The organism is Collimonas silvisoli, from assembly GCF_018305005.1.
GTDB classification, from domain to species: Bacteria; Pseudomonadota; Gammaproteobacteria; order Burkholderiales; family Burkholderiaceae_D; genus Collimonas; species Collimonas silvisoli.
This window is the reverse complement of record NZ_JAGQEG010000127.1, coordinates 1-13,387: the sequence shown is the minus strand read 5'-3', so window position 1 is coordinate 13,387 and position 13,387 is coordinate 1. Positions and strand designations below refer to the sequence as shown.

Genomic DNA, 13,387 nt, shown 5'->3' with positions numbered 1-13,387 from the left:
ATGCGCCTCGACAGCGGCGATCACTCTCTGCACCGCGTTGCCGTCGCTGACATCGAGTCGCCAGAATTTTGCTTTGGCTTGCCCGTCGTTGAGCAGCCCGGTGATGATGCGCCCTTCTCTTTCCAGCTCATCCAGAATCGCCAGCCGCGCACCGGCGGCGGAAAGCGCGCATGCGATCTGCAGCGCCATGCCGCGTGCCGCACCGGTGATCAGCGCGACCTTGTTCTTGAGGGGGAAGTAGGTTGAAAGGTGGCTCATTTTGTTTTCCTTTTTGATCTTCGGTGCAATTAATTGCGGACGGCTTTCTCAAAGAGAGATCTTAAATAGATGAGTAGTAACTGATGTGAACGCGAGAATTAGTACGGCGGAATTGGCCGATCATGGCCGGGCTTTCCTCTTTGATGGCGTCCCGTCCAGTGATACAAAATAGTCCAAAATGGACTATAGCATGCCCTCATGCTCTACAGTCAACGTTATGAGGCACTGCGACAGATGTTGCAGGATGTGCGACGTCAGTCAGGCCTGACGCAAGTGGAACTCGCCAAGAAATTAGGCAGAGGGCAGAGCTATGTCTCGAAAATCGAACGAGGGGAAAGGTATCTTGACGTGCTGGAGTTCATAGCGTGGTGCGAAGCATGCGATGCCATTCCAGAATTTGTGCTTAGGCAGATTTAGCGACGGATTATAGGTGCGAAGAATGAAACTTTCATCAACCATCGTAGCACTGTCGATTGTAGGGTTGTTGGCCTTCACAAATCCCAAACTAGACAGCTATGAGCAGTACATTCATCAGGTAATCACTCAAGAGGCCAATAAACGGGATGGCTTAACTCAGACACTGGGAACGTTATTTGGAGGAGTGGCTAGCAGCCTCATAGCTAGCAGCACCGTGAGAAATAATTACATTCTGTTTAGCACTTACGACTCGAATCTGGGGAATCGGCATCTAAAATATGTAGGTATCCTTGGTAATTTCTTTCAGATTTCACAGTCACATAGCGACGATCACGCACCGTGATCACATAGAATTCGCCAAGTACATGACACGATTCGCTTGCGATCTCACGAGCTCCGCCACGTTTAAGTGCCGCCACAACCAAACTGGATACACTTACATCCAACGCGCCATGCTTGGCGCGCATCTAAAAACGCTCGGCAACACCTTTCCGGGATAGTCCGGTTCGGCTGATGAATCGATCGCCGCATTACGTCGGCACATGAATACGTTCCTTGAAGTGCTTCAAATTGGCTACGATGGTGAATGTCATTACGACTAGCAGAGACCATGAGCTCCACTTTCCGACGTGAACCACTGACCACGCGCCAAGCTGATTCGGGTATTTCCAGATGCCAAAGAAGGTGCTGATATTTTCGGCTAACCAGATGAAAAATCCGATCAGTACGAACGACAATAGCAACGGCATTTGTCGCTCGCGGTCAAACGGGCGAAACACAACAGCGGATCTTGCATACAGTCCAAGCGCGCAGGCGGCAATGTACCAGCGGTAATCGCCAATGTAGTGATGGGTGAAGAAATTGGCATAGATGACAATGGCAATCACCCCTGCCATCCAATAAGTCGGATGATGGACTACCCGAAGTTCAAACAATCTCCACGCCTGGATGATATAGCTGCCGACAGCGGCGTACATGAAGCCTGAAAACAAGGGCACGCCAAGCAGTTTGGTGTAGGCGAAGTCGGGATAGTTCCACGACTTGATGCCATTGGAGGTTTTAAAAACCTCCAGCGCGAAGCCGACGGCATGAAATAGAGATATCGCCTTAAGTTCATCAATGGTTTCAAGCTTCGCCCATACCATCCATGCCTGGATAGCCAAGGCAATAATGAGAAGAAGGTCGTACCGTGGAACGCCGAATAAGCCAGCACGCGGCACCGCAAACACGGCCGAGAAAAACAGCCCCACGAACAGGCATGCACGAGCTTCTTTTATGCCGAAGTAAAAGAACTCGACCGCAAAGCGAGAAAAGCCCGTGAGGTCGCTCCGCTCACCTTGGTGAAGCAAATAATTGTCAAATGCGTTGAGTCGCAATGATGTGAGTCGAGTTTTAATTGGTCTGGACATCTGAAGAATACTATTATTCAAAGTGATTCAGGCTGCGTTGAATGGAGAGTACTCGTGTCCGGGCTTTGCGACAATCCATTGCCTGAGTCGGCCCATTGATTTGTTCACGGCGCGTAATGAGAGCACAACCTCGCTCCGACTCTACATCCGACGCCGTGCTGTAGCGGATCGGTAACGTACGCATGTAGGACGCGGGTTCGATTCCCGCCGCCCCCACCAATATATCGTTTTAAATCAAAAACTTAGAAATAGCACTGTCATTAATTGGGGTGCTTTGGGGCTGTTTGGGCTCCAGAATGACAACAATAATGACAGTATTTGTTTTTCTACCCCTCCCCAGCCTCTCCATTAATGAATATGGATTGTGCGTCATTTACATTGCCGACTTGGCAATTACGTAAAAACCACACGTATTTCCACAAGGAAATACCCATCAGTTCGCGTGATGATACAATTGTTTGCAATTTTGCATGCCTATGTCGATGTAAGATTGCCGTGTGGTAGCACAGTTATTTACTGGCAATACCTGACAGTTTTAACAGTTACATAACAGTGCTTTACTGTGTATGGTCCTACCACTCTGAATATTGTGTATCCCATTTTTTCTTTCTGTTTCTTTGCCACTTGACTGCGGTGTTACCAGTTGCGCAGACATTGTCTGTGTCACCCGTTTGTCTACTCCGGAGTTAAAGCATGAACTTGCAAGACCTAGCTGGGTTATCCAAACTCACCGAAGCCAATCGTCCGATCCGCCTGCGCCTGTCGCAAGAAAAAGGCGTCGTTGATGATGCGCTGCTGGTCAAGCATGTGCGCGGCGTGGAACGCATCTGCGGCGGCATCGAATACCATTTGCTGTGCGTGTCCACCCAGGCCAATCTGCCGACCAAGCAATTCATGGCGATGCCGGTGGAACTGCAATTCGTTACCGACTCCGGCGGCATGCGCTCCGTGTGCGGCATTGTCGACGGCGTTGTTGCCGGCGAAGCCGATGGTGGACTAGCCAGCTACCAGCTGATCGTGCGCGACGCGCTAGCGATCATGGAAAAGAGTTGCAATACCCGTATCTTCCGCAACAAGAGTGAAGTCGAAATTACGGAAATCATGCTTGGCGACTGGCGCCACAAAAATCCTGTCTTGGCGCGTGCCTTCGATTTCGAGTTGTCGAACCTGAAGGGCAGCTACCCGCAGCGAGAATTTACGATGCAGTGGAATGAATCCGATGCAGCGTTCTTGACCCGTTTGTGGAAACGGCGCGGCCTGTCGTGGTTTTTCCGGCCCGGTCAATCCAGTGCTGCCGGCAGCGACAAGACTCCAGGGCATACGCTGGTGCTGTTCGATGATGCCTGGTCCTTGAAACAGAATAGTGCCAAGACTGTGCGCTACCATCGCGACGATGGCACCGAACAGCGCGACTGCATCACGGCATGGCATAAGCTACGCAGCCTGACCGCCGGCAGCGTCACGCGCCAGAGTTGGGATTACAAGACGGCACGCATGAGCAGCGCCAACCTGCTCGGCACCAATGACCAGGGCGTGCTGGGCAATCGCTTTGCCAATGCGCTGAACGATACTCTGCTTGAGGCTCCCCACATCGGCGACAGCGCTGCCGATTACACCAGTCTCGGCACCCTGCGCATGGAGCGCCACGAATACCGCACAAAATGCTACCAGGCCGAAAGCGGCGTGCGCGACTTGTGCGTCGGCGAATGGGTTGCCGTTACCGGCCATGCCGGTATCGACAGCCATCCAGCCCAAGAGCGCGAATTCATCATGACGGAACTGTGGGTCGAGGCGGAAAACAATCTGCCCTATACCATCGGCGAACGGGCGCAGCGGCTGTTTGCGCTGAACCAGTGGGGGATCGGCAGCAGCAACCAGGATTCGGCGCTGAGCCAGGCCAATGCCGAGCGTGGCGTACGTTACACCAATCAATTCACCTGTGTGCGACGCGGCATTCCCATCGTGCCGGCCTATGATCCCCGCGTTGATCTGCCGCGTGCCGACTCGCTGGATGTGGTCGTCGTCGGCCCAGAAAATGAAGAAGTTCACTGTGACAATCTCGGCCGCGTGAAGGTTCGATTCCCTGGCGTCCGGCCAGCAGAACGCGCAGCACCGCAGGCGGCCAGCAGTGGCGTTACCGAACACGATTCGGCCTGGGTACGGGTGGCGACCTCCTGGGCCGGCGCGCAATGGGGCGCGATCTCGCTGCCACGAATAGGAACGCTGTGCCGGGTCTCTTTCCTCGGAGGCGATCCCGATAAACCAATCATCACCAGCGCCGTGCATGGCGGCACCACGCCGCCGCCCAGCTTCAGCCGTACCAGCAGCCTGCCAGGCGACCGCTACCTGTCCGGCATCGTCAGCAAGGAAGTCCAAGGGACAAGGACAAACCAGCTCCGTATCGATGACACCCCGGCGCAAATTTCTGCCCAATTAATGAGCGGGCATGCTGAAACGCAGCTGAATCTAGGCTACCTGACGCACCCGCGCAGCAATGGCAAAGCGACGGCGCGCGGTGACGGGTTCGAGCTGGCCACCAACGAAAGTGGCAGCCTGCGCACCGCTAAATCTCTGCTGATATCGGCATGGAAGCGGCTCGACGTCAGCGGCAATCAGCTCAGCAGCGAAGAACACATCGCGCTGATGCAAGACTGCCTGGACCTGTTCAAATCGCTGGGCCAGTATGCGGCGGAACACCAGGCGCTGGCGCTTGATGAGGCCCCCCAGGCCGCGCTCAAGGACGATGTCGGCAACGCTGCTGGCGGCGGCAATACTGCCCCGCAAGGTCAGGGCGGCAAACCGACCATCAGTGTCACGGCGCCGGAAGGTCTCGCTTTCAGCACGCCCAAGACCATCGTCAGCTATGGCGGCAAGAATGTCGACACCGTGGCTCAGCAGCACCTGCAATTCACCGCCGGCCAGCGCTTCAATCTGAATGCGGGCAAAGGTGTATCCGTGTTCGCGCACCAGAACGGCATCACCCAGATCGCCCACTATGGCAAATTCCTCATGCAAAGCCAGCATGACGACATGCAGATCGATTCTGCAACGGACCTCAAAATAACCGCCGGCAAGCACCTGATCCTGATGGCCGACAAGGTCACGATCATGAACAGTAACGGCACTTATTTCAGTCTCACCGGCGGCATCCCTGAAATTGGTGGCAAGGGTGCGCTGAACGTGAAAACCAACGGTCACAATTGGGACGGTCCAGCCAGCGCCAGCGGCGACCTGCCGAAGTTCAGCGAAGGGGATCTGGGCCGCAAGCCGCGCCTATTGAACCCGACAGACGGCAAGCCGGTCGAAGGCATGAAAATGCATGTGGCGCGCCCTGACGCCGGTCCTATGACCGGCCAAAGCGGCAGCGATGGGACCGGCAACAAAGTAGTTGCCAACGGCTTGCAGCAACTCAAGGCATTTTTCTTTACGCCACGCCCATGACACGTTTATCACTACCCATGATTCATCACCTGACCAGACAGCAATCACCGATCACGTTTGAGGATGCAGCAAGATGACAGATGTCTCAACCAGCCCGGCAAGCCCGGCCTCTCCTGCGGATGACCTGAGCTGCCTGATTGTGGGCCAGAAAGACGGCATCTGCCTGTTTAACCATAGCTACCTGGACGTGCTCAAGCAATTGCCGCTACCGGGCACGGTAATTTTTGTGCATGGCGTAAATTCCGACGGTGAATGGTACTCGGAGACGGAAGAAGGGATTTGCGCCGGGCTGAATACACGCCTCAAGCGACGCGACGAACATCTGTTCTTTCCGACCACGGAAGGCGGGCAATTACGGCCCACCCAGTACATGGACGAGCTGAGCCCTGATGGCTTTCTCAATCCAGATAGGAACCCCAAGACATTCATCGATGGCGACGACACGTTCTCGCCGGTGATCCGCTTCCGCTGGGGTTATAAAGCCAACTTGGAGGAATTGCAGCAGTACGGCAAGGGCATCTACGTCAACGAAGAGGGCTATTGGGGCGGTGGTCCTTTTGCGAACGGCTGCACTTCGCTGCCGGACCTTTGGGGCGAAGGCTTGTCGGAAGAATTGTTTCTCTGGGTCCATGTGCAGCACATGAATCCCGCCAATGATCGCAATGTCTATTCGTGTCCGCCGCGCCCTTACTATGTGCTGGCGGCGTTGCGACTGGCCAGACTGGTGGAATCGCTGCGCAAGAAGCAGGCTGATGTGCCAATTACCATTGTCTGCCACAGCCAGGGCAATATGGTGGGCATGGCTGCCGCCTTCCTGGGCGACCGGATGCCAGACCCCGTTGACCCTAACGGCAGGAGCGGTCCCTGCGTGGCAGACAATTACGTGTTGTGCAATCCACCCTACAGCCTGCTGGAAAAGAACGGTACCGAGAGCTGGAGCCAGGGCGGCATGAAAGATCCGCAAGGTCACACCGGCCGTGTGACTTCTAGTGCGCGCAGAGAGACTTTAGCGGCGTTTTTTAAGATCATCGGAGCGCGCAAAGGCAAGGAGCAAGATCCAGCGCGCATCGACCAGCGCATGGCGAATGCTGACCACGGCTTTACAGCCGAAAGCGACCGCAACGATCATGGTTATAACAGCTCGACCTATGGCCGTGTCACCCTGTACTGCAATCCGCATGACCAGGTGATTTCCTCATCTCCGGTGCAGGGCATTGGCTGGCGGGGCATGGAGCAGAAAGAAATCGATGCCTGCGGCGGCACAGGCATATTCAGCCAACGTGTCTTTGCGCAAGACATTGCGGTTGGGGACCCGGCGCGAAAGCACTATAACTACTGGGCCGACCAGTACAACAAGCCGAAGGCTGGCAGCGACGATTTCTGGATGCCGCATTCCCTCACCGCGAAATATTCAGTGAAAAAGGGACGCGAGGCAAACGAAACGGACATCGGCAAGGTGTTCACGTATGCTTTCGCACCGCTGATGATCGTCGCCACAAAATTGTTAGGCATACGCATCAACGGCATGCCGCCCGAGAATTGGACCATTCCGCTCGATGCGCCGAAACTACCGGAAGCGTTTAAGCCGGAGGCGAAGCGCTTCGGTCAGACGAGTACAGATTTCGATCAAGGTTTCGACCTACCCGGAGAGTCACGCAACAAGAAGCGCGTACGCACTGCTGACGATCCTTTTGCGGGGGATCGCGATATCAACAAGGACCATACCGAAGGTGCTGGCCCACGCGAGAAGACTGACGCCGCCAAGGGCAATGTGGACAGCGAAGCAGCGTTGCGCTACGAATATCATGCGCTGCTACGTATGCAGGCCAAGCGTGACGGCCTATACAAAAACGGGGACAAGGTCACGGAAGAGGATAGTCCCGACAGCGCCAGCGCCGACTATACTGCCTGGCGCAACAAGCAGATCAAGACGACCCTGGCCGAGAGCCTGGACGACCACGCCACCGATCATTCGACGATCATGACCAACGGCATGCACGCGGAAAAGGCGCTGGCTTATGATGTGGCGATTGGTTGCTGCGATATACGAGAGAAGGATTTGCACAAATTGAGAATTGCCGCAGACTGGCGCATTTTGGATGGATTGGATGATGGCGACCCCAATAAGCAATTTAAGGAGTATTTTTCTGAAGGTAATTTCATGGGTGTGTCGACCTATAAATGGGCCAACGGCACCGGCAGCGAAGGTAGCATACCGGCCAAGATCGCCAACAGGCGGAAAGATGAACCGGAGCCTAAACCAGCAGCGCCACAACCGAGGGAGCACCATTGAATACTATGATCGCTACCCGCAACCAGCGGCTCAGCTGGACCGTTCTTGCGTTCTTGCTCGTGATTGGCATCGCGCTCTGGTTCTCCTGGCGTGCTGATACCGCTACACTGCACTCTATGACTGTTGGAGAACTTATGACCCGCTTGCTTGCTTTACCTGCTCTGGCTGCTGTTGCCGTTTTTGGATTGTTGACAGCATGTGCGAGTACACCTGTCATCGCCACGGCAAATGCGGCGACTCCAGTGACAACTGAGGCGACGAAGCCTTTCATGGCGCAGGTCGTCGGCGTGCAATGGCTCAATCCTCTACAGCGGCGAGATTATTCCACTGAATGGCAATTGCTGTGGACGCTGGGCCTGGCGCAACCCAACAAGAACGATGACATGGTCAAAGCCAATCCGAAAAAATACTCCAAACTCCAAGCAATTGGGATCGTTGCATATGGAAATGATGGGGAAGAAACCTTCAAAGGCTTTCACCATAAATATGCTGAAAAGCTGATCGATATTTTCCATGACAACTACGGTGCTGATTCCCGCTATTTTTATAACGTCCACTCGCTCGAAAACAAGAAGTCCTGGCGCGAACTCGCCGGCATTCATATCGAATACGCACTGCCAACGGGGAAACTCGATCCGGTCGAGGCAGGCGACTATTTACGCAAATATATCACCAGAAGTTTTGCTATCGGTAACGTCAACTCTCCTACACTTTGGACCCGCAACACTCCACCCGATGTCCGCGTAACGATGGGCGGCCCGAACGCCGGCTTCACTTCTCTGGCGGCAGCACTGGATTATCTGCAAGCACATCCGAACGAAACCACCTGGGTCATGAACTGGGACGCACCAAGTTTCCCGCCCAAGGATGAGCAGATCAACGAAAACATGGTGCTGCTGGTGCTGGCCGGTCCCGGCTATAACACCGAGCGCGCAGCATTGGCATGGGTCGGTTATCCAGCCACCAAGGCTGTGGCCGACTTCAGCGCTGAAAAAGGTAAGCCGCCCCGCACTGTGCAAGCCTGGAAAGCCACGATGGATGCGGCCACCCATAACGCCGGCAAGCAAGATACCGATATCAGTTATGTGATCCATGACGCCAACAATACGCATCCCGATTCGTCGGACCGTATCGGCAATCTGGCGCAGACGCTCAGCACTGAGCTGGTCGAATTCGATTTCACGAAGCAGACCTTCAACACGCCGGCATTGCTGGGCGAGATGGGCGCCGGCACCGCCTTGACCAATGTGGCACTCGGCATTGCCTACGCCAACCATCTAGGCAAGAATGTGCTGGTTGCCGGCACCAGCGACGCTGCACATCCGACAGCAGTGCTGGTGACGCCGCCCGCCAAGGTTCGCCCTGTCGATCCGGAAAAATCCTGGTTCCGTGCCCGTGGCGAAAGCAACGCTTATTTGCCATGGTGGGGTCTGCGCAACGATGCAGGCCCGCAGCAGCAAGGGTATTCAAAATGAAATCGCATGAAGCAACACTTCGGTTAACATGCAACGATTCTGTCAAGGCAATGAGAAGAAATGGTAATGATAAATTATCCCATTCGGCATTTTGCCAGATAGCCGATTCGCGCTTACGACATATCCGTCTATCAACTGGCCGGTGGCGTCCTGCACGTCTCTTTCTTTTCATTGCTGTGCTGGCGGTATCGGCCCTAGAAACTGCATGCGTTATTCTTCCCCAAGGGGAGACCACTCGGAACACTACTTTTTACTCTGAGAGCCGTATTTTCCCATTGGAAGAAGGGAAGGAAGTCTATCGCGTGCAAAAGTGCGATATAGCTGGTTCGCCGGAATATTCGAGTATGGCGTCTGATTGCGATGCGCATGGTTTCATTTCGCTCGTGGTGCGGCCGAAGGAATGGAATCTCTTGAAGACATTATCTGCAACACAGGGAGAGCCGTTGAAGGATGAAATTCGCATTCAGTCAAGAACGTTCGAACGTCCTGCCTCCGCCAGCCGAAATTCCAATTCTCATTTCCTCGGATCTTTTGAAGAGGACGGATTTGTGTGGATTACTCCAGGGAATGACGCTGATCGTCCAGATCAGCAGTCAAAATCTAGTAATTGGTATAAAACGATAGCCTATCGTGGAGAAAAACGCTCGCGTGTTCCAGCACTTGTTGCACGCGACGGGAGTGATATTTGGGTTTTTGTGGAACGTTCGATGCCCTGTGACGATGACATCTGCTTTTCGGTAGCAGAAACATTGGGTGTCGATATTGCCAGTCTGCCGGAAAAATTGCGTCGTAAATTCATGCTGTTTCACGTGAATACTGAAAAAGACTGGTTATTGGATCGGGTTTTTAGTGCGAAATTGACGCGTGACTTGCAGCAGCCGATCATACCTTTACCGGTGTCGGGGAATAAATTCGACCTGGATTTCAACGTCAGCCCGCGAGTCCGTTTCAATAGTTTTCAACCGCAGGTTAAATGCGAGCGCGAGTCTGTATATAGCGTGTGGGTTATGTACCCCGTGATGTTGCCGCTTGATGAAAAAACGTCTGATAACATAAAGGGCTGTTCGTACTTCAAATCAAGATGGCTACAAACCACGCAGAAGGAGGCATTCGTTCCCGATTCATTGGAAGTCCCAACTGGTCCTGATCCGACCGACCCGTGGAAGCGTCCAAACAACTGATTTGAGCAGGGAGAAATTCAGCATGCGTGGTGTTATCCGTTTGAACGACCCCACCAGCCATGGCGGCAAGGTGGTGTCGGCGGCGCCGAAGAGCATGGTCAAGGGCCTGGCCGTGGCGCGTAAGGGAGACCGTTGCATTTGTCCGATTCAGGGGCATCAGGATTGCGTGATTGCCGAGGGAGATCCCGAGGTATTGATTGATGGTATCCCTGTGGCCTTCGAGGGCCACAAGACCAATTGCGGCGCCGTGCTGATCTCCACCATGCCGAACAGCGGCCGCAGCTAGTCAGGCGTATTGCGGCAGCGTCGTAGCTGTCAAGTCGCCGAGCAGCATCACTATTGCACCCCCGATTTTCAGCTAATGCGCCTCACAAAAAAATTATCATATTCTTCAGCACTACAGGCGTTAAACAATCAGCGACGATTGACGCTTGAAGAAATGCAGGCGATTGCCCGAGAGCGCGGCGGCCTGTGCTTGTCGGACAGTTACATCAATATTGACACACCACTTCAGTGGAAATGCGCACAACGGCACCAGTGGCATGCTACGCCCAATAGTGTAAAGCACGGTACTTGGTGTTCAATTTGTTACCGTGACAGTCAACGCCAAAGCCTGGAAGAACTCCAGGACTTGGCGCAACAAAAGGGAGGAAAGTTACTGTCAAAACGCACCGGCCCTTACCTGGAAAAATTGCGTTGGCGCTGTGCACATAATCACACTTGGCAAGCTACGGCATCGCAGATACGTGCCGGTAACTGGTGTCAACAGTGTTATTACGACAGCATGCGCAGCAACATAGAGGCAATGCAAGCACTGGCCACCGCTAAAGGTGGTTATTGTTTGTCTCGGACCTATATCGATGCTGTCACCCATCTGCAATGGCAGTGTGCGGTCGGTCATATTTGGCAGGCGAAGCCGGCAACCGTCACTACTAGTTGGTGTCCTACGTGCAGTTTTGATCGTAAGCGATTAGGCATCGAGAAGATGCACGAATTGGCACGGCAGCGTGGCGGACACTGTCTTTCTGAGACGTACAAGAGCAATGCGACGTGTTTGACCTGGCAGTGTGCCAAGGGCCATACCTGGCAAGCAAAACCCCTACATATTCAACGCGGGCATTGGTGCCATGAATGCTATCTCGAAAAAGTGCGTGCAGGAATTTCAGAAATGCAAGAAATTGCCCAGATGCGTGGCGGGCTTTGCCTATCGGACATCTATATCAATCTTAAATCCCCGCTTAACTGGCAATGCATTGAGGGCCACATATGGGAGGCCAAGCCGGAAAATATCAGGAATGGTTCCTGGTGCCCGGAATGCCGGCGTATTGGGCGTGACCTGAAAAAGAAACTAGACGCCAAGAAGAAGAAAAAGCGGTTTTCCGTGTCGAATCTGCTGTAGTCCCTTCGTCCTGCTTAAAAATACCGCACAAAATGCGTCATTTTGGGTTAACTCGTTGCAGCCAATTTCCCCGCGAACCCCGCGCAGCCTACAGAGATAAAATGCCTTGGATTTATGACGAGGGTATGGCTCTTATTAACCGCTTAGATAGAACACGACTATCAAGTCCGCCAGAGAAAATACTATCTAATTTTGAGCGTCTTCTGATGGTAAGCACAAAAGGTAGAATTGCGGAAATGTTTTTCGATGACGAAGAAAACTATTTTGTCTTCAGAGAATTGCCTCACGTTATCTTAAATAACTTACAGCGATTGATATCGAAACGAATTTGAAGGTGACAGCGATACGCAGTGCAATGAAAGCGTTGATACAGCGTATTGCCATAGCTGCTTAGATTTAGTCAATGTCTCTCTGTGAACACTGCAGCGATCACACTCCGGATAAATCGGCCATCACATTCCCTATCCCTCTCAACATCTTTCAAGTTTGCAAACCCCGTCAAATCCCGCGTAAAATGCGGGAATTGCGGGTGTAGTTCAATGGCAGAACGAAAGCTTCCCAAGCCCTGCCGCGTGTCAAAACCCCAATGTTCATGCGGCTCTCCACCGCGTTGATATGACATGACTCAAAAACTCCACGCTAATCAACGAGTTAGCGGCCATCACATTTTCTACCCCACCTGCGTGAGCAAAAGCTGCTGATGTGTTTGTGTGATGGCTGCGCTAATTGACTACAGCTATCTCGCAATACGGACATCGGGATGATCATACCGAGCCCATAAATCTGACGCGTTCCCGGTTTGTTGATCGACCACTGTTCCCGCTGGCATACTCACCACAATTTTGCTTTTCTTAACTTGGCATCTTCTATCTGTGTGATGCGGCACGTAATCAAATGCCGATCTAGGTAATTGATGATCGCTGCTTCCGTCATCGGCACGTGAGAGGTAGCACGGTTCATCAGCTCAGTCATGATTACCTTTACCTGAGCAAACTCCTAGAAAACAAATCTGTAGCCCGTTACCTCAGACAGCGGCAACCTGAGGTGCTGGCGGAATTCGAGGTCATTATTAAGACCGTATCGCTAGATTAAAAATCTTCCCCACACACCAAGCCAGGACAATACGCCCGAATTGGGTTGTAAAAATCAATTTTCGCTACTCCAATAAGTCGTTGTTGTTCACCAAGATAAGCAACGAGCAAAGTCGTCGATGTGTTTAAATTACCTTTCGCAGCCTTAATAAAATGAAGTGCCCCCTTGAGCACCTTCCATGTCGAAAGTTAACAAATGATTCCTTTGCCTGTTATCGCCCCTGTTTCGCATGCAGTCATTGATAGCCTGGAACCAAAATCAGCCACGCCAGTGCGAGAGCTTCTGATTGAAGCAGGATTAGATGTGTCTGATTGGGCATATGATAGAAATAAAAAACTGTTAGCCAATCCTAATACGAACTCCCACAGAAACTCGTTTTGGTCATTCGATGACAACAAGGGAGGACTCGCCCTTTGCGTTTG

Annotated in this window: 11 protein-coding genes; 9 read left to right on the top strand and 2 right to left on the bottom strand. The window is 53.1% G+C overall.

From position 1 onward, the window contains the following. Positions 1-258 (bottom strand): SDR family NAD(P)-dependent oxidoreductase (locus KHU33_RS23665; protein WP_211467554.1); only part of this gene is annotated, 258 nt, incomplete at its 3' end. A gap of 198 nt (positions 259-456) precedes the next feature. Here KHU33_RS23665 and KHU33_RS23660 point away from each other — a divergent pair. Further along, positions 457-675, top strand: a complete 219-nt coding sequence (locus tag KHU33_RS23660; protein WP_211467552.1) for a helix-turn-helix domain-containing protein — start codon at positions 457-459, stop codon at positions 673-675. A 22-nt stretch (positions 676-697) separates the two neighbouring features. Continuing rightward, positions 698-1,018, top strand: a complete 321-nt coding sequence (locus KHU33_RS26930; protein ID WP_211467549.1) for a DUF4359 domain-containing protein — start codon at positions 698-700, stop codon at positions 1,016-1,018. Between the two features lie 187 nt (positions 1,019-1,205). On the opposite strand, the gene KHU33_RS23650 is transcribed toward KHU33_RS26930, so the two are convergent. After that, on the bottom strand, positions 1,206-2,051 hold the full coding sequence (locus KHU33_RS23650) for a DUF817 domain-containing protein (RefSeq protein ID WP_407928313.1): 846 nt from the start codon (positions 2,049-2,051) through the stop codon (positions 1,206-1,208). 726 nt (positions 2,052-2,777) lie between these two features. On the opposite strand from KHU33_RS23650, the gene KHU33_RS23645 reads away from it, so the two are divergent. The 7 genes from KHU33_RS23645 to KHU33_RS23615 all read left to right on the top strand — a co-directional run. Continuing rightward, on the top strand, positions 2,778-5,525 hold the full coding sequence (locus KHU33_RS23645; RefSeq protein ID WP_211467545.1) for a type VI secretion system Vgr family protein: 2,748 nt from the start codon (positions 2,778-2,780) through the stop codon (positions 5,523-5,525). Between the two features lie 73 nt (positions 5,526-5,598). Then, on the top strand, positions 5,599-7,818 hold the full coding sequence (locus KHU33_RS23640) for a T6SS effector phospholipase Tle3 domain-containing protein (protein WP_211467543.1): 2,220 nt from the start codon (positions 5,599-5,601) through the stop codon (positions 7,816-7,818). A 5-nt stretch (positions 7,819-7,823) separates the two neighbouring features. After that, positions 7,824-9,293, top strand: coding sequence for a virulence factor (locus KHU33_RS23635; RefSeq protein WP_407928314.1), 1,470 nt, complete (start codon positions 7,824-7,826; stop codon positions 9,291-9,293). After that, complete coding sequence (locus KHU33_RS23630; protein ID WP_211467539.1) at positions 9,290-10,474, top strand: hypothetical protein; 1,185 nt, start codon at positions 9,290-9,292, stop codon at positions 10,472-10,474. The genes KHU33_RS23635 and KHU33_RS23630 overlap by 4 nt, the downstream gene beginning before the upstream one ends. 22 nt (positions 10,475-10,496) lie before the next feature. Next, positions 10,497-10,760, top strand: a complete 264-nt coding sequence (locus KHU33_RS23625) for a PAAR domain-containing protein (RefSeq protein WP_211467537.1) — start codon at positions 10,497-10,499, stop codon at positions 10,758-10,760. 75 nt (positions 10,761-10,835) lie between these two features. Beyond that, positions 10,836-11,873: a hypothetical protein gene (locus KHU33_RS23620; protein ID WP_211467535.1), complete on the top strand. Its 1,038-nt coding sequence runs from the start codon at positions 10,836-10,838 to the stop codon at positions 11,871-11,873. Between the two features lie 1,287 nt (positions 11,874-13,160). After that, positions 13,161-13,387: hypothetical protein (locus KHU33_RS23615; protein WP_211467533.1), on the top strand; the 227-nt coding region annotated here is incomplete at its 3' end.